The 22332-nt window shown below is 72.9% G+C and carries 20 protein-coding genes; 12 read left to right on the top strand and 8 right to left on the bottom strand.

Features of this window, described 5'->3' with window-relative positions; all coding sequences use genetic code 11:
- Positions 1-42 precede the first annotated feature (42 nt).
- The 5 genes from PV410_RS23180 (at position 43) to thpD (ending at position 4634) form a co-directional block, all read left to right on the top strand.
- A complete protein-coding gene (locus PV410_RS23180; RefSeq protein WP_500327315.1) occupies positions 43-1131 on the top strand; it encodes a pyridoxal-phosphate-dependent aminotransferase family protein in 1089 nt (362 codons plus the stop codon).
- Positions 1132-1500: 369 nt separating this feature from the next.
- A complete protein-coding gene (gene ectA, locus PV410_RS23175) occupies positions 1501-1995 on the top strand; it encodes a diaminobutyrate acetyltransferase (protein WP_500327314.1) in 495 nt (164 codons plus the stop codon).
- Positions 1996-2044: 49 nt separating this feature from the next.
- Entirely contained in the window at positions 2045-3316 is a 1272-nt protein-coding gene (gene ectB / locus PV410_RS23170) for a diaminobutyrate--2-oxoglutarate transaminase (protein ID WP_500327313.1), read from the top strand.
- A gap of 19 nt (positions 3317-3335) precedes the next feature.
- On the top strand, positions 3336-3734 hold the full coding sequence (locus tag PV410_RS23165; RefSeq protein WP_499511170.1) for an ectoine synthase: 399 nt from the start codon (positions 3336-3338) through the stop codon (positions 3732-3734).
- A gap of 6 nt (positions 3735-3740) precedes the next feature.
- Entirely contained in the window at positions 3741-4634 is an 894-nt protein-coding gene (gene thpD, locus PV410_RS23160) for an ectoine hydroxylase (RefSeq protein ID WP_500327311.1), read from the top strand.
- A gap of 548 nt (positions 4635-5182) precedes the next feature.
- On the opposite strand, the gene PV410_RS23155 is transcribed toward thpD, so the two are convergent.
- Positions 5183-6724 (bottom strand): aldehyde dehydrogenase (NADP(+)), encoded by a 1542-nt coding sequence (locus tag PV410_RS23155; protein ID WP_500327310.1) that lies wholly within the window; start codon positions 6722-6724, stop codon positions 5183-5185.
- Between the two features lie 112 nt (positions 6725-6836).
- Between PV410_RS23155 and PV410_RS23150 the strand changes: the two genes are divergently transcribed.
- Positions 6837-7604 carry an IclR family transcriptional regulator gene (locus PV410_RS23150; protein WP_361795955.1) on the top strand — a complete coding sequence of 256 codons (768 nt, stop codon included), beginning with the start codon at positions 6837-6839 and terminating at the stop codon, positions 7602-7604.
- A 9-nt stretch (positions 7605-7613) separates the two neighbouring features.
- Here the strand turns inward: PV410_RS23150 and PV410_RS23145 are convergent, their stop codons facing one another.
- Positions 7614-9611, bottom strand: a complete 1998-nt coding sequence (locus tag PV410_RS23145; RefSeq protein ID WP_500327308.1) for a beta-galactosidase — start codon at positions 9609-9611, stop codon at positions 7614-7616.
- Between the two features lie 157 nt (positions 9612-9768).
- Between PV410_RS23145 and PV410_RS23140 the strand changes: the two genes are divergently transcribed.
- From PV410_RS23140 to PV410_RS23120, 5 genes are all read left to right on the top strand, one after another.
- Positions 9769-11085 (top strand): ABC transporter substrate-binding protein, encoded by a 1317-nt coding sequence (locus PV410_RS23140; RefSeq protein ID WP_500327307.1) that lies wholly within the window; start codon positions 9769-9771, stop codon positions 11083-11085.
- Positions 11086-11218: 133 nt separating this feature from the next.
- Positions 11219-12139, top strand: a complete 921-nt coding sequence (locus PV410_RS23135; RefSeq protein WP_500327306.1) for a carbohydrate ABC transporter permease — start codon at positions 11219-11221, stop codon at positions 12137-12139.
- Positions 12139-13044 carry a carbohydrate ABC transporter permease gene (locus PV410_RS23130; protein WP_500327304.1) on the top strand — a complete coding sequence of 302 codons (906 nt, stop codon included), beginning with the start codon at positions 12139-12141 and terminating at the stop codon, positions 13042-13044. Before PV410_RS23135 ends, PV410_RS23130 begins: the two co-directional genes overlap by 1 nt.
- 22 nt (positions 13045-13066) lie before the next feature.
- Positions 13067-14089 carry a LacI family DNA-binding transcriptional regulator gene (locus tag PV410_RS23125; RefSeq protein ID WP_500327302.1) on the top strand — a complete coding sequence of 341 codons (1023 nt, stop codon included), beginning with the start codon at positions 13067-13069 and terminating at the stop codon, positions 14087-14089.
- 95 nt (positions 14090-14184) lie between these two features.
- Positions 14185-14586, top strand: coding sequence for a hypothetical protein (locus tag PV410_RS23120; protein ID WP_500327423.1), 402 nt, complete (start codon positions 14185-14187; stop codon positions 14584-14586).
- A gap of 16 nt (positions 14587-14602) precedes the next feature.
- Here PV410_RS23120 and PV410_RS23115 read toward each other — a convergent pair whose 3' ends face one another.
- Positions 14603-15163: a carboxymuconolactone decarboxylase family protein gene (locus tag PV410_RS23115; RefSeq protein ID WP_500327301.1), complete on the bottom strand. Its 561-nt coding sequence runs from the start codon at positions 15161-15163 to the stop codon at positions 14603-14605.
- Between the two features lie 96 nt (positions 15164-15259).
- The gene (locus PV410_RS23110; RefSeq protein ID WP_500327299.1) at positions 15260-16225 is read right to left on the bottom strand and encodes an SDR family NAD(P)-dependent oxidoreductase; all 966 of its coding nucleotides are present in this window, start codon (positions 16223-16225) and stop codon (positions 15260-15262) included.
- 120 nt (positions 16226-16345) lie between these two features.
- Here PV410_RS23110 and PV410_RS23105 point away from each other — a divergent pair, with 120 nt between their 5' ends.
- Positions 16346-17257 (top strand): AraC family transcriptional regulator, encoded by a 912-nt coding sequence (locus PV410_RS23105; RefSeq protein ID WP_500327298.1) that lies wholly within the window; start codon positions 16346-16348, stop codon positions 17255-17257.
- A gap of 79 nt (positions 17258-17336) precedes the next feature.
- Here the strand turns inward: PV410_RS23105 and PV410_RS23100 are convergent, their stop codons facing one another.
- The 4 genes from PV410_RS23100 to PV410_RS23085 form a co-directional block, all read right to left on the bottom strand.
- On the bottom strand, positions 17337-18668 hold the full coding sequence (locus tag PV410_RS23100) for a pectate lyase family protein (protein ID WP_500327296.1): 1332 nt from the start codon (positions 18666-18668) through the stop codon (positions 17337-17339).
- A 118-nt stretch (positions 18669-18786) separates the two neighbouring features.
- Positions 18787-20121 (bottom strand): ABC transporter substrate-binding protein, encoded by a 1335-nt coding sequence (locus tag PV410_RS23095; RefSeq protein ID WP_500327295.1) that lies wholly within the window; start codon positions 20119-20121, stop codon positions 18787-18789.
- Positions 20122-20252: 131 nt separating this feature from the next.
- Positions 20253-21095 (bottom strand): DUF6807 domain-containing protein, encoded by an 843-nt coding sequence (locus PV410_RS23090; RefSeq protein ID WP_500327293.1) that lies wholly within the window; start codon positions 21093-21095, stop codon positions 20253-20255.
- On the bottom strand, positions 21092-22300 hold the full coding sequence (locus PV410_RS23085; protein WP_500327292.1) for a Gfo/Idh/MocA family protein: 1209 nt from the start codon (positions 22298-22300) through the stop codon (positions 21092-21094). The genes PV410_RS23090 and PV410_RS23085 overlap by 4 nt, the downstream gene beginning before the upstream one ends.
- Positions 22301-22332 lie beyond the last annotated feature (32 nt).

The raw sequence follows: 22332 nt of genomic DNA, 5'->3' as shown, positions 1-22332 counted from the left end.
CCCTCGGGCCGTACACCCCCCGACGAAGGAAGCAGCGCTGCCGTGTCCCACCCCCTCCTCGACCTGCCCCCGCTGACCGCCGCGCGCTTCGCCGCGATCGAGCGGAGGGTCGCCGCGCTCCTGCACACCGGGCAGGACGTCGTGATCACGCAGGGCGAGGCCCTGCTGCCGCTGGAGGGCTGCATCCGCGGCGGGGCGCGGCCGGGCTCGACGGCGCTGAACGTGGTGACCGGACCGTACGGCCAGACCTTCGGCAACTGGCTGCGGGACGCGGGCGCCACCGTGGTCGACCTGGAGGTGCCCTTCCACGCCGCCGTGAGCGCGCGGGACGTCGCGCGGGCGCTGTCCGAGCACCCGGAGGTCGACTTCGTGTCGCTGGTGCACGCGGAGGCGGCCACCGGCAACACCAACCCGGTGGCGGAGATCGGCGAGGTGGTCCGGGCGCACGGCGCCCTGTTCATGGTCGACGCGGTCGCCTCGGTGGCGGCCGAGCCGCTGATGGTGGACGCGTGGGGCGTGGACCTGTGCGTGATCGGCGCCCAGAAAGCCATGGGAGGGCCCGCCGGGGTGTCGGCGGTGTCGGTGAGCGAGCGCGCGTGGCGGCGCCTGGCGGACAACCCGGCGGCGCCGCGCCGCTCGTACCTGTCCCTGCTGGACTGGAAGGAGCGCTGGATCGACGCCGGGCGCAGGGCGCTGCCGCACGCGCCCGCGCAGTTGGAGATGCTGGCGCTGGAGGCCTGCCTGGAGCGGATCGAGGAGGCCGGGCTCGACGCGGTGGTCGCCCGGCACCGCGCCGCCGCCGCGGCGACCCGGGCCGGTGCGGCGGCGCTGGCCGCCGCCGTCGAGCCGTACGTGTACCGGGACCAGGACGCCGCGCCGGTCGCGACGACGCTGCGGACCCTGGACGGCGTCGCCGCCGACGCCCTGGTCACCGGCGCCCTCGCGCTGGATCCGGGGCTTCCGCTGGTCACCGGGGGCGGCGCGCTGGCCAAGGAGATGATCCGGGTCAACCACTACGGCCGGGACGCCGACCCGGCCGTGGTCGTCCGCACGCTGCGCGCGCTGGCCGGCGCGCTGGAGGCGGACCCCGGGCCGGCCGTGGCGGCTGCCGAGACCGCCTGGCGGGCCTGACCCCACCCCCACCCCCGAGGGGCCGCCCGGGCCGTTCGCGCCGGCCCGGGCGGCCCCTCGCCGTCGGCACCCGGAATTCCACGCGGCTTGCCCCAGGGAAATTCCGGGGAATTATCCAGGGAATCCGAAAGGATATTCAGCATTCAACTCCTGCCCCGGGATCACGACTTCAAACGCCAAGATTTCATCAACGCGACGTGATGATTTTGAGGATGTGACCGAGCCCACAAGCTCACCTTTCCGCCCCGATATATCCGGGCAAAGCATTGCATACCGACGGCCTTCACGCGCCTGATATCAGCAGCACCAGCCCGCCACAAGGGCCGCGCGGAATGCAATTCCGAATTCCGCGCGCTACGTTCTTTCCGCATGACCGCCGCAAGGGAATTGCTGCTCGACACCCCGCGAATAGAGGACGGCGCCGCACTGTGGCGCATTGCCCGTGACTCCCGGACCCTGGACCTGAACTCCCCGTACAGCTACCTCCTGTGGTGCCGGGACTTCGCCGGCACCTCCGTGGTGGCGCGAGCGGAGCACGGCGAACCGATCGGCTTCGTGACCGGCTACGTCCGTCCGGAGCGCCCCCGCGCCCTCGTCGTCTGGCAGGTCGCCGTGGACGAGGCGCACCGCGGTCAGGGGCTCGCCGCCACCATGCTCGACGACCTCGCGCAGCGGGCCGCCGCGTCCGGTGTGCGCGAGGTCGAGACCACGATCACCCCGGACAACGAGGCCTCGCACCGCCTGTTCACGTCATTCGGCGCCCGCCACGGAGCCCGCACCGAACGCGAGGTGCTCTTCGACGCTGCGCTGTTCCCCGACGGCCACCAGCCCGAAGTCCTGTACCGCATCGGGCCCCTCGTCTGACCCGGCCGTCCTCGCACGACTCCTCTCTCCCCCACAGAAGGAATGCACGGTGACCCTCACCCCGCCCGCCCTGTCCGTCTTCGAGACCCTCGAGTCCGAGGTCCGCAGCTACTGCCGCGGCTGGCCCGCCGTCTTCGACCGCGCGCAGGGCAGCCGGCTCTTCGACGAGGACGGCCACGACTACCTCGACTTCTTCTCCGGCGCCGGGGCCCTCAACTACGGCCACAACAACCCCGTGCTCAAGCGCGCCCTGCTGGACTACCTGGAGCGCGACGGCATCACGCACGGCCTCGACATGAGCACCACCGCCAAGCGCGCCTTCCTGGAACGCTTCCAGGACGTCGTGCTGCGCCCCCGCGGCATGGACCACAAGGTGATGTTCCCCGGCCCGACCGGCACCAACGCCGTGGAGGCGGCGCTGAAACTGGCCCGCAAGGTCAAGGGCCGGGAGTCGGTGGTGTCCTTCACCAACGCCTTCCACGGCATGTCGCTGGGCTCGCTCGCCGTCACCGGCAACTCGATGAAGCGGGCCGGCGCCGGCGTCCCCCTGGTGCACGGCACCCCGATGCCCTTCGACAACTACCTCGACGGCCGCGTCCCGGACTTCCTGTGGTTCGAACGGCTGCTGGAGGACCAGGGCTCCGGCCTCAACCAGCCCGCCGCCGTGATCGTCGAGACGATCCAGGGCGAGGGCGGCATCAACGTCGCCCGCCCCGAGTGGCTGCGCGGCCTGGCCGACCTGTGCGGGCGCCGCGACATGCTGCTGATCGTCGACGACATCCAGATGGGCTGCGGCCGCACCGGCCCGTTCTTCTCCTTCGAGGAGGCGGGCATCGTGTCGGACATCGTCACCCTCTCCAAGTCGATCGGCGGCTACGGCATGCCGATGTCGCTGACCCTCTTCCGCCCCGAGCTCGACATCTGGGAGCCGGGCGAGCACAACGGCACCTTCCGCGGCCACAACCCCGCCTTCGTCACCGCCACCGCCGCCCTCGACACCTACTGGGCGGACGGCGGGAGCATGGAGAAGCAGACGCTGGGGCGCGGTGAGCAGGCCGAGGCCGTCCTGCGGGAGATCTGCACCGAACATCCGCGCTCCGGCGCCCGGTACCGGGGCCGTGGCCTGGTGTGGGGCCTGGAGTTCACCGATCCCGGCCGGGCCTCGCGGGTGTGCGCCCGCGCCTTCGAACTGGGCCTGCTGCTGGAGACCTCCGGCCCCCGCGGCGAGGTCGTCAAGCTGCTGCCCGCCCTGACCATCACCCCCGAGGAGCTCGACGAGGGGCTGCGCACCCTCGCCCGCTCCGTCCGTGAGACCGCCTGACGAAAGGAACCGTCCGACCGTGATCGTGCGATCCCTGAAGGACATCGAGGGCACCGACCGCGATGTCACCGCCGAGACCGGGACCTGGCGCAGCAAGCGCATCGTCCTCGCCGACGACCGCGTGGGCTTCTCGCTGCACGAGACCGTGATGTACGCCGGGACCGAGACCTCCATGTGGTACGCCAACCACGTCGAGGCGGTGCTGTGCGTCGAGGGCGAGGGCGAGCTGACCGACGACGAGACCGGCGAGCGTCACGCGATCTCCCCCGGCACGCTCTACCTGCTCGACGGCCACGAACGGCACACCATGCGCCCCAGGACCGACCTGCGCTTCGTCTGCGTCTTCAACCCGCCCGTCACCGGGCGCGAGGTGCACGACGAGAACGGCGTCTACCCCCTGCTCACCGAGGGAGCGTGACCAGCGATGACCACCGTGACGACGACCGACCTCTACCCCACCCGTGGCACGGCCGAGGTGCTGACCCCGCGTCAGGACCCGGTCGTCTGGGGCGGACCCGGCACGTCCGGCCCGATCCAGCCGTCCGCGCTGCGTGACTTCGACCGCGACGGCTTCCTGCCCGTGGACGCGATCATCGGGCCCGAGGACGTGGCCCGTTACCGCGCCGAGCTGGAGCGGCTGTGCGCCGACCCGGCGGTGCGCGCGGACGAGCGGTCCATCGTCGAGGCGAAGTCCCAGGACATCCGCTCGGTCTTCGAGGTCCACAAGATCAGCCCGGTCTTCGCCGAACTGGTCCGCGACCCCCGCGTCGTCGGCCGCGCCCGGCAGATCCTCGGCTCGGACGTCTACGTCCACCAGAGCCGGATCAACGTCAAGCCGGGCTTCGGCGCCTCCGGCTTCTACTGGCACTCGGACTTCGAGACCTGGCACGCCGAGGACGGGCTGCCCCGCATGCGCACGGTCTCGGTCTCCATCGCGCTGACCGAGAACCACGCCACCAACGGCGGCCTGATGATCATGCCGGGCTCGCATCGGACGTTCCTGGGCTGCGCGGGCGCGACACCGGAGGACAACTACAAGAAGTCCCTCCAGATGCAGGATGCGGGCACGCCCTCCGACGCGGCCCTCACGGAACTGGCGGGCCGCCACGGGATCCGGCTCTTCACCGGGCCGCCCGGGTCCGCGGTGTGGTTCGACTGCAACGCCATGCACGGCTCGGGGGACAACATCACGCCGTACCCGCGCAGCAACGTCTTCATCGTCTTCAACAGCGTCGACAACGCGGCCGTCGACCCCTTCGCGGCGCCGGTCCGCCGCCCCGAGTTCATCGGAGCGCGCGACTTCACGCCTGTGCGGTAGCCCTCCGCGGGTGCGGGTTCTGCGTGCGGCGCCGCGTTTGTTGCTGTTGGGGTTTCTCCCCCGCCCGCCCTCCCCCAGCTCGGCGCTCGCGGCGCTGCCCCACATCATCCGGCACCGCACGCACCGCTCGTCTCCCCCAGCCTTCGGCCCGGGGGGGACCCCCATGGGGGCACCCCGCCACACCCCCTCCGGTCGTGTGGACGGCTGACGGCCGGGCGGGGTTCGAGGGCGGTCCGGGGTTGCCGCAGGTGCCTTACTCGCCCCCACCGGACGTCGTGCGCCCGCACTACGGGAGGGGGTGTGGCGGGGTGCGCCCGGAAGCGACGAGCGGCGGACCCGGGCGCCGAATGACGTAGGGCCAAACCGCGAACGCTGAGGACGTGCGCCGGCGCGGCACCGACCCAGGCACACGATGCGCAGGCCCGCACTGACCGCGCCGGGCAATCGGGAGGGCGGGCGGGGAAACCGCCCGCCGCAGGCGCACACAACCCGCACCCGCACACAACCACCGGGCAGCCCGGCGCAGCCGCCCGCAGACGGGAACCCCGTCAGGCCTCGCGGCGCCCGTTGAAGCGGCGCGGCAACCCCAGGGGGTTGCCGTCGCGCAGCTCTGCCGGAAGCAGCCCCTGCGGCGCGTCCTGGTAGACGACGGGCCGCAGCCACCGCTCGATCGCCGTGCCGCCGACCGACGTGGACGTCGAGGTCGTGGCCGGGTACGGCCCCCCGTGGTGCATGGCCGGGGCCACGGCGACCCCCGTGGGCCAGCCGTTCACCACGACGCGCCCCGCCAGCGGGGTGAGGCGGCGCAGCAGGTCCGCGCCGGAGCCGTCGGCGTCGGCGTCGGTGCCGGACGCCTCGGCCTCGCTCAGGTGCGCCGTCGCCGTGAGGTTGCCGGGGAGCCGTCCGAGGACCCCCTCGACCTCCTCCGCGCCGCCGTAGCGCGCGACGACCGTGACCGGTCCGAAGTGCTCCTCCAGCAGCGCGTCGTGCACGCCGCCCTCCGCAAGCCGCGCCGCCGGGACGGAGACGAAGCCGGCGCGCACCAGGTGCTCGCCGCCGTCGCCGGGCTCGACCGGCGCCTCCACCTCGGGCAGCGTGGTCAGTTCGCGCACGCCCGCGATGAAGTTGTCCCGCATGCGGGCGTCGAGCAGGGTGCCGGGGGCGACGTCGCCGACCGCGGCCGCCAGGGACTTCAGGAGGCGGTCGCCGGCTTCGCCCGCCGGGGCCAGTACGAGGCCGGGCTTGACGCAGAACTGGCCGACGCCGAGGGTCACGGACCCGGCGAGTCCCGCGCCGATCTGCTCGGCGCGCTCCTCGGCCGCGGCCTCCGTGATCACCACGGGGTTGAGGCTGCCGAGTTCGCCGTGGAACGGGATCGGCACCGGTCGTGCCGCGGCGGCGTCGAACAGGGCGCGCCCGCCCCGTACGGAGCCGGTGAACCCCGCGGCGGAAACCAGCGGGTGCTTGATCAGGTCGATGCCGGCCTGGAAGCCGTGGAGCACCGAGACGACGTCGGCGGGCAGGCCGACGGCGACGGCGGCACGGCGCAGCGCGTCCGCGCACAGCTCGCTCGTCGCCGGGTGGTCGGGGTGGGCCTTGACGACGACGGGGCAGCCGGCCGCCAGCGCGCTGGCGGTGTCGCCGCCCGGCACGGAGAAGGCGAGGGGGAAGTTGCTGGCGGAGTACACGGCCACGACGCCGAGCGGGATCTTGTAGCGCCGCAGGTCGGGCCGGGGCGGGGCGAGCGTGGCGTCGGCGTGGTCGATGATGACGTCGAGGAAGGCGCCCTCCTCGACGATCTCGGCGAAGGCCCTCAGCTGGTAGGTGGTGCGCCCAAGTTCGCCGGTGAGGCGGGCAGGACCGAGGGCGGTCTCCGCGTCGGCGGCCTCCAGGATGCGGGGGCCGGCCTCCTCCAGGAAGTCGGCCGCGGTGCGCAACAGCCGGGCGCGCACCTCGCGGTCGGCCAGCGCCGGGAAGGCCGCGGCGGCGGCGCGCACCGCGGCGTCGACCTCCTCGGCGGTGGCTTCCACGGCGACCTGCTCCCGCTGCTTCCCGGTTCGGGGATCGACGCTCCACACTGGTACGGCCACCGCGGGTACCTCCAGGCCTTCCGTTCGATATACTGAACAGCATCCGCAACTGTGAATCTGTTCGGGAGCCTACTTGTGCGGGTCCCGGCCGAACAAGGGGGGTCCACTCCAGATGGCTGCAGGTGAGGGCGGCGCGCAGGTCAAATCCGCGGTGCGGACGGTGGAGCTGCTGGAGTTCTTCGCGGGGCAACCCGGCATGCACAGCCTGGCCGCCGTGCAGGAGGCCGTGGGCTACCCCAAGTCCAGCCTGTACATGCTGCTGCGCACGCTCGTGGAGCTGGGCTGGATCGAGACCGACGCCACCGGCACCCGCTACGGCATCGGCGTGCGCGCCCTGCTGGTCGGCACCTCGTACATCGACGGCGACGAGGTCGTCGCCGCGGCCCGCCCGACCCTGGACCGGCTCTCGGACGACACCAGCGAGACCATCCACCTGGCCCGCCTCGACGGAACCAGCGTCGTCTACCTGGCGACCCGCCAGTCCTCGCACTACCTGCGGCCGTTCACCCGGGTCGGCCGCCGGCTGCCGGCCCACTCCACCTCGCTCGGCAAGGCGCTGCTCGCCACGTACACCGACGAGCAGGTCCGCAAGCTGCTGCCGGAGACGCTGGAGCCGCTCACCGAGCACACCCACACCGACCGCGAGAAGCTGATCGCGGAGCTGCACCAGATCCGCGAGCAGGGCTACGCCGTGGACCGCGAGGAGAACACGCTGGGCCTGCGCTGCTTCGGCGTCGCCATCCCGTACCGCACGCCCGCCCGCGACGCGATCAGCTGCTCGGTCCCGGTGGCCAGGCTGACCCCGGCCCACGAGCAGCTGATCAAGGACGCCCTCTTCGACGCGCGCGACCGCCTCACGCTGGCGACCCGCCGTCTGTGACCCTCCCGGTCAGGACTCCTCGCGCAACACCCGGACGGCACCCGGCGGCACGCTGAGCCGGCCGATGACCCGTTCGCCGGTGAGCAGTTCCGTACCCGGCGCGTCGAGGGGCACCTTCGCCTCGGACCCGGTGTGGTTGATCACGAAGAGGTACCTGCCCTGCTCACCGGCGCGGCGGACGACCTCGACGTCACGCGGCAGTTCGGCCCGGTCCGGCAGGCCCGCGTCCTCCGCGGCGGCGGCCAGGACCGCGCCGATCTCCGCGGGGCCGAGCCGGGTCGAGACGTACCAGGCCGTGCCCTCGCCCAGGGCGTGCCGGGTGACGGCGGGGCGGCCGGCGGCGGGGCCGTCGGCGTACGTCCACACCGGCTCTGCGCCGCGCGGCACGACGACCTCGGTCCACAGGTCGCCGGTGAGGGCGGGGCCCTCGGGGCCGTCGAGCCGGACCCGTTCCCCGTCGAGCAGGGGCGCGAACTCCTCGACGGTCAGCCCGAGCACGTCCCGCAGCGCGCCGGGCGCGGGGCCCGGGTGGACGGTGTCGTGCTCGTCGACGACGCCGGAGAAGTAGGAGACCAGCAGCGTGCCGCCGCCCTCGACGTAGGCGCGCAGGTTCCGTCCGGCGGCCTCGGTGGTGAGGTAGAGGGCGGGGACGACGACGAGGGGATAGGCCGACAAGTCGGCTTCTGGACGCGTGAAGTCGACGGTCAGGTGCCGGTCGAAGAGGGCCTCGTAGTAACTGTCGGCGCGTTCGCGCGCGTCGTGGTCCTGGCTGGGCCGCCACTCCAGCTTCTGCGCCCACCAGGACTGCCAGTCCCACAGCACGGCGGCGTCCGCGACGGTCCGGGTGCCGGCGACCTCGGCGAGGGCGGCGACGTCGGCGCCCAGCCGGACCACCTCGCGCCAGACGCGGCTGTCGGTGCCCGCGTGCGGCAGCATCGCGGAGTGGAACTTCTCGGCGCCGTAGCGGGACTGCCGCCACTGGAAGAACAGGGCGCCCTCCGAGCCGCGGGCCACGTGCGCGAGGCTGTTGCGGGCCATCTGGCCGGGGGCCTTGGCGGGGTTGCGGCGCTGCCAGTTGACCCCGCTGGTGGAGTGCTCCAGCAGCAGCCAGGGGGCGCCGCCGGCGACGGAGCGGGTGAGGTCGGCGGCCATCGCCAGGTTGACGTGGGTGCGGCGGCCGTCGGTGATCAGGTAGTGGTCGTTGGTGACGAGGTCGACCTCGCGGCCCCAGGCCCAGTAGTCCATCGAGTCGCACTGGCTGAGCGCGGTCATGAAGTTGGTGGTGACCGGGATGCCGGGTGACAGCCGGTGCAGGATGTCGCGTTCCGCGGTGAAGTTGCCGCGGACGGTCTCGTCCGTGAAGCGGGCGTAGTCCAGCTGCTGGGCCGGGTTGGCGACGGTGGGGGTCAGCCGCGGGGCGTCGACGTGCGCCCAGTCGCCGTAGGTCTGCCCCCAGAAGGCCGTGCCCCAGGCGGCGTTGAGGGCGTCGAGGCCCTCGTAGCGGGCCCGCAGCCAGTGCCGGAACTCCTCGGCGGACGCCTCGCAGTAGCAGGCGCCGACCGGTACGCCGTACTCGTTGTGGACGTGCCACATCGCCACGGCCGGGTGACTCCCGTAGCGCTCGGCCAGCCGCTCGGTGATCCGGGCGGCTGCCCGGCGGTATGCGGCGGAGCTGTGGCAGATGGCGCCGCGCGAGCCGAAGCCGTAGCGGATGCCCTCGCGGCTCACCGGGAGCGCCTCGGGGTGGGCGGCGTAGAACCAGGCGGGCGGCACGACGGTGGGGGTGCCGAGGTCGGCGCGGATGCCGTGCTCGTGCAGCAGGTCCAGCAGCCGGTCGAGCCAGGCGAAGTCGTAGCGGCCGGGCTCGGGCTCCAGCTTCGACCAGGCGAAGATGCCGACGCTGACCATGGTCACACCGGCCTCGCGCATCAGCCGGACGTCCTCGTGCCAGACCTCCTCGGGCCATTGCTCGGGGTTGTAGTCGCCGCCGTAGGCAAGGCGCGCCATGGGATCTCCTGGGTCAACTCTGGGAACGTGCACAGCAGCCCGAGGGGCGGCTCGGCCAAGGTAACCGCACGGCCACAAGCATTGACAAGTGTCGGAGATGTTTCTCTACTGTGAACGCTCACAGCGCCCCCGCGCACCCTCGTCAGGGGAGGAACCCATGAACAAGCGCCTCGTCGCCGCATTCGCAGCGGCCGCGCTCTCCACCACGCTGCTGGCCGGCTGCGGTTCGTCGGACGACGGCGGAGACGGAGACAAGGCGGAGTCCGGACCGGTCAGCCTCACGTACTGGGCCTGGGCCCCCGGCCTGGACAAGGTCGCGGCGATCTGGAACGCCGGTCCCGGCAAGGAGGCCGGCATCACGGTCACGGTGAAGAAGCAGGCGTCGGGCGACGACCTGGTCACCAAGATCATCACCGCCTCGAAGGCGCACAAGGCGCCCGACCTGGTGCAGGCCGAGTTCCAGGCCCTCCCCACGCTGGTGAGCAACGACGTCCTGGCCGACATATCCGGGCAGGCGGGCGACGTGAAGAAGGACTTCGCCGACGGCGTGTGGCAGCAGGTGACCCTCGGCTCCGACGCGGTGTACGCGATCCCGCAGGACACCGGGCCGCTGATGTTCTACTACCGCCAGGACCTGTTCACGAAGTACGGCCTGAACGTGCCCACGACGTGGGACGAGTTCGCGCGGACGGCCCGCGACCTGAAGAAGAAGGACGCCGAGAAGTCGCTGACCACCTTCTCGGCGACCGACCCCGGCCTGTTCGCGGGCCTGTCGCAGCAGGCGGGCGCGAAGTGGTGGACGACCTCCGGCGACGAGTGGAACGTCGCCGTCGACGACGCCGCCTCCACCAAGGTCGCCGACTTCTGGGGCGGCCTGGTCAAGGAGGGCGTCGTCGACAACCAGCCGATGTACACCCCCGCGTGGAACAAGGCGCTCAACACCGGGACCCAGATCGCCTGGGTCAGCGCCGTGTGGGCGCCGGGCGTGCTGACGACCGCGGCCCCCGACACCAAGGGCAAGTGGGCCATGGCGCCGCTGCCGCAGTGGAACGCGGGTGAGAACGTCACGGGCAGCTGGGGCGGCTCCACGACCGGCATCAGCAACGACTCGAAGCACAAGGACGCCGCGGTGAAGTTCGCGACCTGGCTGAACACCGACCCGGAGGCCGTGACGGCGCTGGTGAAGAACGGCGGCATCTACCCGGCGGCGACGGCCGCCCAGACCGGGGACGCGCTCGCCCAGGCGCCGGAGTTCTTCTCCAACCAGCCGGACTTCTACACCAAGGCGGCCGAGATCGCGAAGACCACCGCCCCGGGGGCGTGGGGTCCGAACGTGAACGTCGCCTACAGCGCGTTCAAGGACGCCTTCGGCAAGGCGGCGCAGGACAAGGCCGGCTTCGGCCCGGCGCTGGGCACGGTGCAGTCGACGACGGTCGCCGACATGAAGAAGCAGGGCTTCTCGGTCGCGGAGTAGCGCGCGGCAGCCCCTCAGGCCGACCGGGGGCACCACGCGCCCCCGGTCCCGCCCGCCCGTCCGCTGCCCGTCCGTCCGCCCTCAGCCGTCAGCCGTCAGCCGTCAGCCGTCAGCCGTCCGAAACGAGCCGCCCATGCCGCCCACGTCCGCTGCCCGGCGCACCCGACGCCTCGCCCCCTACGGATTCCTCGTCCCCGCCGTCCTCCTGTTCGCCGCGACCTTCGCGCTCCCCATCGGCTACGCCGTCTACCTGAGCTTCCGCAAGATCGAGGTCAAGGGCCTGGGCCTGGGACGGGGCGCACGCGGCGAGGCCTGGGCGGGGCTGTCCAACTACACCTCCGTCCTGTCCGACACCGAGCTCCTGCACGGCGCCGCCCGCATCCTCGGCTACGGCGCGATCGTCGTGCCGGTGATGCTGGGCCTCGCCCTGCTGTTCGCCCTGATGCTGGACGCGCAGCGGACCCGGCTGCGCGGCTTCTCGCGGCTGGCGATCTTCCTGCCGTACGCCGTGCCGGGGGTGGTCGCGGCGCTGCTGTGGGGCTTCCTCTACCTGCCTTCGCTCAGCCCGCTCCACTACGCGCTGGGTGCCATGGGCCTGCCGGAGCCGGACCTGCTGACCGGCGGCGCGCTCTTCGGCGCGCTGGCGAACGTGGCCGTGTGGGGCGGCACGGGCTTCAACATGATCGTGATCTACACGTCGCTGCGGGCGGTGCCCTCCGAGATCTACGAGGCCGCGCGGATCGACGGCTGCTCGGAGCTGCAGATCGCGCTGCGGATCAAGATCCCCACGGTGGCGCCGGCGCTCGTGCTGACCTTCTTCTTCTCGATGATCGCCACCTTCCAGGTCTTCGGCGAGCCGATGACCCTGAAGGGGATGACGAACTCGATCTCCACGGCCTGGAGCCCGCTGATGAAGGTCTACCAGGACGCCTTCGTGCGCGGCGACCTCCACTCGGCGGCCGCGACGTCCGTGGTCATCGCCGTCGTCACCCTCGTCCTGTCCTTCGGCTTCCTGCGGGCGGCCAACTCCCGTACCCGGCAGGGAGCCTCCTGATGAGCGTCACGGCAACCCCCCTCGCCCAGCGGCCCGGCGCCACCACGGCGGCCCGCGCCTCCGCGCCGCGGCGGCGCCGCGGGACCGGCCTGGTCCCGACCGTCGTGCTGCTGCTCGGGGCGGCCTACTGCCTGCTCCCGGTCGCGTGGGTGCTGGTGGCGTCGACGAAGAGCAGCCGCGAGCTGTTCGCGACGTTCACCTTCCTGCCCGGCACGGGCCTGGTCGACAACGTCTCCGCGCTGACGGCGTACCGCGACGGCGTCTACTGGCGGTGGATGCTCAACTCCCTCTTCTACGCGGGCCTCGGCGCGCTGCTGTCCACCGCGGTGTCCGCGGTGAGCGGCTACGCACTGGCGAAGTACCGCTTCCGCGGCCGCGAGGCGATCTTCAACGTCCTGCTGACCGGGGTGCTGATGCCGCCGGTCATCCTGGCGATCCCGCAGTACCTGCTGATGGCCAAGGCGGGTCTGGCCGACAGCTACCTGTCGGTGCTGCTGCCGAGCGTCCTGGCGCCGTACGGCATCTACCTGGCGCGGATCTACGCCTCCGCCGCCGTGCCGGACGAGGTGGTGGAGGCGGCCCGGGTGGACGGGGCGGGCGAGTGGCGGATCTTCCGCACGATCGCGCTGCCGGTGATGCTGCCCGGACTGGTGACGGTCTTCCTCTTCCAGTTCGTGGCGATCTGGAACAACTTCCTGCTGCCGTTCATCATGCTGGGCGACGACGAGAAGTTCCCGGTGACGCTGGGCCTGTTCACCCTGCTCCAGCAGGGCGCCTCGGCGCCCGCCCTCTACACGCTGGTGATCACCGGTGCGATGCTGGCGATAATGCCGCTGATCGCACTGTTCCTGGTGATCCAGCGGTTCTGGAGCCTGGACCTGCTCTCCGGGGCCGTAAAGTCCTGAGGAGTCCCGAAGGAAGAACGGTATGAGCCGCACAGAACGACGCCGTCCCCCGACGATCCACGACGTGGCCCGCGAGGCGGGTGTGTCACGGGGCACGGTGTCGCGCGTCCTCAACGGCGGGCACAACGTGAGCCCGGCCGCGATGGAGGCGGTCAACGCCGCCATCCGCCGCACCGGATACGTGGTGAACCGGCACGCCCGCAGCCTGATCACCGGGCGTTCGGACTCGGTGGGCTTCCTTCTCACCGAGCCGCAGGAGCGCTTCTTCGAGGACCCGAACTTCAACGTGCTGCTCAGCGGCTGCACCCAGGCGCTGGCCGCGCACGACATACCGCTGCTGCTGATGATCGCCGGCGACGAGTCGGAGCGGCGGCGGATCACCCGCTACATCACCGCCGGGCACGTCGACGGCGTGCTGCTGGTGTCCAGCCACTCGGGGAACCCGGTCGCCGAGCGGCTGGAGAAGGCCGGGGTCCCGGTCGTCGCCTGCGGTGAGCCGCTGGGGCAGGGCGGCCGGGTCGCGTACGTGGCGGCCGACGAGCGGGGCGGCGCGCACCGGATGGTGCGGCACCTCGTGGCCTCCGGGCGGCGCACGATCGCCATGATCACGGGGCCGCTGGACACCCCCGGCGGTGTCCAGCGCCTGGCGGGCTACCGCGAGGAGCTGGCCGCCGCGGGGCTGCCCGCCGACGAGACCCTGATCGCCGAGGGCGACTACAGCCGGGCCAGCGGGGAGGCCGCGATGACCGCGCTGCTGGACCGCTCCCCCGGCCTGGACGCGGTCTTCGTCGCCTCCGACCTGATGGCCCAGGGCGCGCTGGCGGCGCTGGAACGGGCCGGGCGGCGGGTGCCGGAGCACGTCGCGGTCGGCGGCTTCGACGACTCCCCGGCGGCGCTGGCCACGCTGCCGCCGCTGACCACGATCCGCCAGCCGTGGGACCGGATCAGCGCCGAGATGGTGCGGCTGCTGCTCGCCCGCATCGCCGGTGACGAGCCGTCCGCGGTGATCCTCCCGACGGAGCTGATACGGCGGGAGTCGACCTGAACATCCCCTAGGATCATGGGAGTTGGGGCGTCGAAGCCGCCGCCCCCGGACTTGGAGGACCGGTGCGTCTCCCCCGCTCCCTTTCCGGCTGGACCATGGCCGTCTTCGGTGTGCTCGCCGCCGCGCTCGGCATCGTCGGGATCGTGTCGCCGGCCGTGCAGCTGTCCCTGCTCGGCTTCCACCGTCCGGACCACCGCGCAGCCGGCGACTACACCCTGGTCTTCCTCACCGCGTCCTCGATGGCGGCGCTCAACATGGGCGTCTACTACGTCCTGGCGGCCCTCGCCGACTGGCGCGCCTTCTTCCGCTGGACGGTCCCGTTCCGGCTGCTGACCTTCACCGTCTTCACCACGGCCGTGGTGATCGGGCGGGCGCCCTCCGGTTTCCTCGGGGTCGGCGTGTGGGAGGGCGTGGGCGCGCTGGTGACCGGTGCGGCCCTCTGGCACGAGGGCCGCACGGCCCGGGCCGCGACCCCCGAGGGCGCCGCGGCGGCGTGACCCGGCCGCGGGGCGGTCAGGACGTACGGGGCGGGACCGCGCACTGCTCGGAGAAGCCCTGGCTGGTCAGCCCGAGGGCGCTGTTGAGCCGGGAGCGCAGGTTCTCCACCGCGACCATGGCCGTGAGCTCGACGAAGGCGGCCTCACCGAGCCGGTCGAGCAGCCGGCGGGCCAGGTCGTCGGTGACGGACGGCTCCGTCTCGCTCATGGCCTCGGCATACTCCATCACCCACTGCTCGAGCTCGGTGAAGTCCTCCCGGTGGTCGCGCCAGACGGGCACCTTGCCCACCTTCTCCATGGGCAGCCTCAGGCCCTCGGCCTTCCAGTGGCCGAAGTCCACGCACCAGGAGCAGCCGATGCGGACCGCGGACGCCATGACGGCGAGGTGCTTGAGGCCCGGGTCGAGCGCGTGCCACTTCTCCACGCCCTGCTCGAAGCGGGCGTAGGACATCAGCACCTTCGGGTTGTGGCCGACCGCCCGGCCGGGGTCGAGGACCCTGCCGAACCTGCGGCGCGCGTACCACTCGGCGAGCCGGATGAACGGGGTCCGCGGCGGGTCGAGGGAGATGCGGGACATGTCGTGCCTCCTGGGGTCGTCCGCGTCGTGCCTGCGGGCGTACGACGGACGGCGGCCTCCCCGGTGTGACATCGGACAGGGGGCAGGTCCGGGAGGTCACACCCGCAGGGCGCACAGGGCGCGGTCCCAGAGCCGGTCCGCGGCGATCGGGTCCACGGCGTGGGCGGCGACGCCGCCGGGACGCCCTTCGTCCCCGTCCACGACCGGCGCCTCCTGGTTGTCCTCGAAGTAGCGTCCGGTCACCCCGTCGAGCAGCGGCGACGCCGCGAGCAGCACCGAGGTGGCGGCTCCCTGCTCCGCGGTCTTGTGGTACGGCTGCGGGATGACGGCGCCGTCCTCGTCCGTCACGCCCATCGCCCGCATGGTGCCGGCGTCGATGTGGCGCTGGAGGTTGGTGCTGAGGATCCATCCGGGGTTGAGCGCGTTGGCCGTGACGCCGTCGGCGGCCCACCGGCGGGCGCCCACCGCGAGCAGGACGTCGGCGGTCTTGGACTGCGCGTAGGCCGTCCAGGGGTCGTAGGGACGCCGCTCGAAGTGGGGGTCGCCGAAGTCGAACGCGGCGTTGTGGTGGGCTCCGGAGCTGACGACCACCAGCCGGGCCGACCCGGCCGCCCGCAGTGCGGGGTGGAGCGCCGTGGCGAGGGCGAAGTGCCCGAGGTGGTTGGTGGCGAGCTGCAGCTCCCACCCGAGGTCGGTGACCTGGCGGGTGGGGAGGGCCATGATCCCGGCGTTGGCGACGAGGATGTCGAGCGGCCCGCTCCAGGCGTCCGCGAAGTGTGCGACGGACGCGAGGTCGGCCAGGTCGAGGCCCCGTACGTCCACCGAGCCCGCCGGGGCGGTGGTGGCGAGTCCGCGGAGGGCCGGCTCCGCGGCGGCGGGGTCGCGCGTGGCGACGGTGACGTCCGCGCCGGCCGAGGCCAGGGCCCGGACCGTTTCCAGGCCGATGCCGGAGGCGCCGCCGGTGACGAGGGCGCGCCGGCCGGTGAGGTCGACTCCGCTGACGACCTCGGAGGCCGTGGCGTGCGAGGGGAAGGGGGTCTGCAGCAGGGGGTGGTCGAGCACGGTGACCTTCTCGGGAGGGGAACGGCTGGTACGCGAACCAGGCTATGGACGGCATCGCGTATTCTCCATAATGAAAACTCCGGAAAACTTCAGCCATCGTCCAGACCCAGGAGGTACGTCATGGATCCGCTCGAGGACGTGCTGGCCCTGCTGGAGACCAGGGCCCACCTGTCGACGGGCCTCGTGGCGGGCGGCGAGTGGGCGGTGCGCTTCGAGGCGCCGTCCGGGGTGAAGTTCAACGCGGTCCGGCACGGCGGGTGCCTCCTGGAGGTCGAGGGGGCGGACGGGCCGGTGGAGCTGGCCGCGGGCGACTGCTTCCTGCTCACCCAGGCCCGCCCGTTCGTGCTGCGCAGCGCTCCCGGCGTGGCCCCGGTCGCCGCGGAGCCGGTGTTCGCCGCGGCGGAGGGCGGTTTCGCGCGGGTCGGCCGGGGGGACGACGTCCTGCTGGTCGGCGGCCGCTTCTCCTTCGGCGACCGCGCGCGGGCCCTGCTGCTGGACGCCCTGCCGCCGGTCATCCACGTGCCCGCGGGGACCGCGCACGCGCAGACCGTGGGCTGGGCACTGGAGCAGATCGGGCAGGAGCTGCTGCGACGGCCCGTGGCCTCCACCCTCGTGGCGGAGCACCTGGCCGTCGTCATGCTGGTCCACGTGCTGCGTCTGCACCTCGCAGAGGAGTCGCACGGCGCGTCTGGCTGGCCGGCGGGCCTGTCCGACCCCGTCGTGGCGCCCGCCCTGGCCGCGCTGCACCGTGCGCCGGCGCACGGCTGGACGGTCGCCGAACTCGCCCGCACCAGCGGGGTGTCGAGGTCCACGCTCGCCGCACGGTTCAAGCGGACCGTGGGCTGTCCGCCGCTGGACTACCTCAGGCGGTGGCGCATCGAACTCGCCTCGCAGCGCCTGCGCAAGGGCACCGAGACCCTCGCCGTCATCGCCCGCGCGGTCGGCTACGGCTCCGAGAGCGCGCTCAGCACGGCCTTCAAGGAGGTCACGGGGAGCTCGCCCCGTGCCTACCGCGGCGGTCCCGTGGCCTGACGGGACGCCCGGGGGCGCGGGCCTCCGCCGGCCGGGGACGGTCGGCCGACGGGTGGGGTGGGTGCGGGGCGGCGGCCGGTCAGAGCCTTCCGCTGCCCGCGTGGCGGTCGACGACGTACGGTACGGCGCCCGCACGGTCGACCCGGGTGCGCAGGGCCGGGGTCCACCCCGCGTCGTCGCCGAGCTGCTCGGCGGGGACGCCCGCGTTGTGGACGGCGAGCAGGTCGACGGGGCGGCCGTTGACGAGGTTGCCGTCCTCGGTGAGGGCGGTGCCCTTCCACTTCTTGATGACGGTGGCGCGGTCGACGCCCGCAGGCAGGGTGAAGGCGTTGGCCTCCGCCACGAGCTGCGACTGGACGCCGACACCGAGGCTGTAGCCGTAGGCGTAGCCGGAGTCCGCGGTCGCCACGTAGTGGTTGTTGTAGGTGTCGACCTGGCCGAAGCGGACGCGCGGGGCGCGCTCGGTGACGTTCCGGTAGAGATTGTGGTGGAGGGTGACGCGCAGCCTGCCCGCGTCGGTGGCGGCGGCGCTGTCGCTGTTGCCGATGAGCGAGGTCTTGCCGTGGTCCCGGAAGACGTTCCAGGACCCGGTGACGAGGTCGGAGCCGTTGATGACGTCGAAGAGGCCGTCGTGCTTCTGGAAGACGCGGCCGAAGTACGTGGGCAGGGTCGTGTCGGGCTCGTCGCCGTCGGAGAAGGTGTTGTGGTCCACCCACACGTGCGTGGAGCCGACCACGCTGAGGTTGTCGTACTCGGAGTTCCAGTTGCCGGTGTCGCCGTCGGTGGGGTCCCAGGCGGGGAAGCAGTCGGCGGCGTTCTCGAAGGACAGGTTGCGGATGATGACGTCGTCGGCGTCCTGGACCATGAGGTTGCCGCCGCGGAGGGTGGCGCCCCGGCCGAGGCCGACGATGGTGGTGCGGGAGCCGACCCGCACCTGGACGCGTTCCGCCTGGACCTTCTGCGAGGCGGCGCGGGCGTCCTCGAGCGGGCCGGACGGCTCGCGGTCGGTGCCCCACACCGCGGGGTCGTAGGCGGCGAGGTAGCCGTCGAGCGTGTACCCGTCGGTGGCGTAGTCCGCGCAGCCCAGGGGGGTGCCGTCGTCGGCGGTGTTGACGTCGATGACGCCCTTGACCTGAACGATCCGGGGGGTGCCGTCGCCGTCGCCGAGGGCGGCGACCAGTTCGGCGCGGTTGCGCACGGTGAAGACGTGGGCGGCGTCGGCGGCCGAGCCGCCCCTGGTGCCCCGGCCGGCCGAGGCCCAGCCGTCACCGGCGGGCAGTACGGCACGGCCGAGGGCGGCCCCGCGCGGGACGGCGGCCTGGGCCGCGGCCGGAGCGGTGAGGGCGAGGGCGAGCGTCGTGCAGCCCATCAGGACAGGAATGACGCGCGCATGACACATAGATCTGCGCATTGCGGCTCCTTTGGGAGGAGGTGGGGATGGGAGAGGGAGCGGGAGCGGGAGCGGGGACGGCCGGCGGCTCACGGCGCGGCGTGGGCGCCGCCGGCCGTCCCGTACCCGGGCACGCGGATCAAGAGGTGTGCTTCTTCCAGTCCGCCTGCGCGGCGTTGAGCTTCCCGGCGAAGGCGTCGAGGAAGTCCTTGGCGCTCAGCCGGCCGAGGACGACCTTCTGGAACTCCGGTTCGCTGTCGGCCTTGCTGAGGGTGTTCCAGTCCGGCAGGTAGTACGGCAGCTGGACGATCTTCGTCTTGGGGTCGGTGAGCGCCTCGATGGCGATCTTGGTCGCCCCGGCGGAGGCGATCCAGTCGTCGTCCTGCGCCTCGGTGTTGGACGGGATGGCCCCGGCCGACTCGTTCCACAGGCTGTTCGCCTCCGCGGAGGCGGCGAACTCGATGAACTTCCAGGCGGCCTCCTTGTTCTCGGAGCTCTTGAACAGACCGAGCCCGTCCACCGGGTTGGAGACCGTGGTGCGCACCCCCGCCGCGTCGACCGGCATGGCCACGCCCGCGAACTTGCCCTGGCCGAGGGCATCCAGGTGGTTCTGGTAGGAGCCCAGGTTGTGCTGGAGGATGCCGATCTTCCCGTTGTCGAACTCGGCGACCATCTTGGTGAAGTCGTTGTTGAGGTCGGCCTCGGGCGTGGTCTTCTTGTACAGCGCGACGTACTTCTCCAGCGCCGCCACGTTCTTCGGGTCGTTGACGGTGGTCGTGTCGCCGTTCCAGAAGCTGTCGATGCCCGACTGCCCGTACATCATGTCCAGGGCCTGTGCGATCGAGCCGGCGCCGCCGCGGAAGGTGAAGCCGAACTCGTTGCTCTTGCGGTCCGTCAGCTTCTCCGTCGCCGTGAAGAACGCGTCCCAGGTGGTGGGCGCCGGCACCCCCGCGGCCTCGAAGAGGTCGGTGCGGTACCACAGGACGCCCATGTTCGCGGAGGTCGGCACGGAGAACAGCTCGTCGCCGCCACCCGCCACCTGCACGCTCTTGACCAGGTTGGGGTCGAACCTGCCCTTCAGGGGGCTGTCGTCGATGCGGTCGGTCACCGGGTCGAGCGCGCCCTGCGCCACCAGGCTCGCGAGCATCGCGGTGCCCACGCCACCGACGTCGGGCAGGCCCTTGCCGCCCGCGATGGCGGTGTCGTACTTGGACTGCACGTCGGCGGCGGCGACCCCGACGTACTTCACCTCGACGTCCGGGTTCTTCTTCTCGAAGCGGGAGATGATCTCCTTCCACACCTCGGTGCGGACACCGCCGTTGTTGTCCCAGAAGGTGACGGTGCCCTTGCCGCTGCCCTCGCTGCCCGAGCTGCCCTTGCCGTCGGTGCCGCAGGCGGACGCGGTCAGCGCCAGTGCGGAGACGGCCGCGACGGCGGCGGCGAGGCGCGCTCCGCGGCCCTTCGGTGCTCTCATGGTGACTCTCCTGTCGGGGTGCGTGCGGGTGGTGGGGACGTGAGGGGTGGCCCGGGGTCCGGCGCGGGCCGTCGCCGGTGTCCGCGGCGGTAGGTGCCGTCGCGGGGGGTCGGCGGTCCAGGGGCGCATCGTCAGCCGCTCCCGTCGACGAGGCGGCGGGCCAGCGCGCCGGCCTGCGCGGGTCCGAGCCGCCCGTCGGCGACGGCGGTGACGATCCGCCGGGTCACGGTGCCGCCCGCGGGGACGGGCAGCCGCCGCGCCCAGGCGAGGGCGGAGCCCACGCCGGGGTACTCGGCGGTGCGCACGAACCACGGGTCGCGGCGGGTCCCGGCGGTCGCCCCGGCGAAGACCAGCGTCCAGCCCTCGCCCGAGAGGGCCAGCCAGTCGGCCGCCCGGCCGTGCACGGCCTCCTCGCCCTCCGCGCCGGCCGTGAACACCCGCGCCCGCTCCGGCTCGGCGGGCGCCCGCCAGAAGAAGCCGCCGTAACCGGCGCCGGGGCGGCCGTTGGTGGCGGGGCTGCCGATGGTCAGCTCCCGGTCGCCGGGGTTGGCCAGGGCGAAGGTGACGTCGAGCGCCCAGCAGCCCTCGCCGAGCGCGCGGGCCGTGACCGTCCGTCGCTCGCGGAGCAGTTCGCGGTCCCCGGTGCGCCAGGACAGCTCCTCGGTGAAGCCGTCCGGGCCGCCGCGGAGCAGGCCCAGGTGCTCCTGGACACCGTGGTCGTCCAGCTCGGCCGGGCCCCGGTCGCGGACGTAGGTGCGCCCGCCCCAGAAGTTGCGCCCGTCGACGTCGGGGACGGCGACGCTCACCCCGAGGTGGTGGAGGTGGTCGCCGGGCATGAACTCGGTGACGGGCACCCCTGCCAGGGTGGTCAGCGGGTGCAGGTAGGGGCGCGGGGCGAGCCGCCCGGGCAGCTCGGGGCGGTGGACGTACCGTCCGACGGTGCGTCCGGCGGCGCGCAGCACGGTGGTCGTCATCGCCGGATCACCCCGTTCGGTGCGGCCCAGGGGGCGCCCAGCTCGGAGAAGAGGGCCAGGGTCTCCGCGCCGGCGGTGACCATGCCGTCGACCCCGGTGACGACACGTCGCGTGGACCGTTCGCCGGGCTCGGTGCGCCAGGCGCCGTCGGGGAGCGGCACCGGGTCCGGGGCGGTGCGCACGGCCTCGACGACCTTCATGAAGGCGCCGGTGGCGCGGGGCGGCACGAGCAGGTCCTCGCCGTGCCGCACGTGCGCGACCAGGTTCTCCAGCAGGTCCGTGCGTCCGTACCGCTGCTCCTGCGGGCCGCGCCCGGCGCGTTGCAGCAGGACGCGGTCCTGCTTGTACCAGAACGTCACACGGCCGCGGTCGCCGTGGACGACGACGTACGGCTCGGCGTTCCGCTCGGCGCACAGGGTGGCGGTGACCGTGACGACCGTGCCCCGCGCGGTGCGCAGCCGCAGGGCGGAGGTGTCGTCGGCCTCGATGGCGTTGGCCCGGAAGAGCTCCAGCTCGATCGCCCCGACGTCCTCGGCGCGTTCGCTGCCGTCCAGGGCGAGCGCGGTGGCGACGGCGTGGGCGAGGGGGTTGGTGAGCACCCCGTCGACCACGTCCGTACCGCCCATCCTGCGCCGCCCCGACCAGGCGGCCCGGCGGAAGTAGTGCTCGTCGCGCACCCAGTTGCCGGCGGCGCCGATGCCGCGCACGGTGCCTATCGCGCCGTCGGCCACCAGCGCGCGGACGGCGTCCAGGGCGTGCGAGCCCAGCGACTGGAAGCCGATCTGGCAGGCCCGCCCGCTCGCCTCGACCCCGGCGACCAGCCGTTCGTACGCGGCGTAGGAGGGTGCGGGCGGCTTCTCCAGCAGCACGTGGGCGCCCTGCGCAGCCGCGGCCAGCGCCAGGTCGGTGTGCGTGTGGAGGGGGGTGCAGACGATGACGATCCCGGCGCCGGTCCGCGCGGTCAGTTCGCCCAGGTCGGTGCCGTGGGCGGGTGCGGGGAACCCGGCCGGTTCCCCCGGTGCCGGCGGGACGGTGTCACAGATCCCGGCGAGCCGCACCAGACCGGTGGCCGACAGCCTCCTCAGGTTCTCCAGGTGCCAGGCGCCGTGACCGCGGGCCCCGGCCAGGACGACGGGCACGGGCGCGTCGCCGGGCGGCGTCGCCGCCGGGCCGCCGCCGACGGGCCGCGTGGATGCATCTCGCACGGTTCGGACCTCCTCGTCCGCGGGACAGGGGC

The organism is Streptomyces sp. PA03-5A, assembly GCF_033792725.1.
GTDB lineage: Bacteria > Actinomycetota > Actinomycetes > Streptomycetales > Streptomycetaceae > Actinacidiphila.
This window is presented reverse-complemented; position numbering and strand designations above follow the sequence as displayed.

Coding starts and splice junctions, on each gene's coding strand:
- ectA (WP_500327314.1), top strand. CDS start 1,501: ATGACCGCCGCAAGGGAATTGCTGCTCGACACCCCGCGAATAGAGGAC.
- thpD (WP_500327311.1), top strand. CDS start 3,741: ATGACCACCGTGACGACGACCGACCTCTACCCCACCCGTGGCACGGCC.
- PV410_RS23150 (WP_361795955.1), top strand. CDS start 6,837: ATGGCTGCAGGTGAGGGCGGCGCGCAGGTCAAATCCGCGGTGCGGACG.
- PV410_RS23145 (WP_500327308.1), bottom strand. CDS start 9,611: ATGGCGCGCCTTGCCTACGGCGGCGACTACAACCCCGAGCAATGGCCC.
- PV410_RS23140 (WP_500327307.1), top strand. CDS start 9,769: ATGAACAAGCGCCTCGTCGCCGCATTCGCAGCGGCCGCGCTCTCCACC.
- PV410_RS23135 (WP_500327306.1), top strand. CDS start 11,219: ATGCCGCCCACGTCCGCTGCCCGGCGCACCCGACGCCTCGCCCCCTAC.
- PV410_RS23130 (WP_500327304.1), top strand. CDS start 12,139: ATGAGCGTCACGGCAACCCCCCTCGCCCAGCGGCCCGGCGCCACCACG.
- PV410_RS23125 (WP_500327302.1), top strand. CDS start 13,067: ATGAGCCGCACAGAACGACGCCGTCCCCCGACGATCCACGACGTGGCC.
- PV410_RS23120 (WP_500327423.1), top strand. CDS start 14,185: ATGGCCGTCTTCGGTGTGCTCGCCGCCGCGCTCGGCATCGTCGGGATC.
- PV410_RS23115 (WP_500327301.1), bottom strand. CDS start 15,163: ATGTCCCGCATCTCCCTCGACCCGCCGCGGACCCCGTTCATCCGGCTC.
- PV410_RS23105 (WP_500327298.1), top strand. CDS start 16,346: ATGGATCCGCTCGAGGACGTGCTGGCCCTGCTGGAGACCAGGGCCCAC.
- PV410_RS23100 (WP_500327296.1), bottom strand. CDS start 18,668: ATGCGCAGATCTATGTGTCATGCGCGCGTCATTCCTGTCCTGATGGGC.
- PV410_RS23095 (WP_500327295.1), bottom strand. CDS start 20,121: ATGAGAGCACCGAAGGGCCGCGGAGCGCGCCTCGCCGCCGCCGTCGCG.
- PV410_RS23090 (WP_500327293.1), bottom strand. CDS start 21,095: ATGACGACCACCGTGCTGCGCGCCGCCGGACGCACCGTCGGACGGTAC.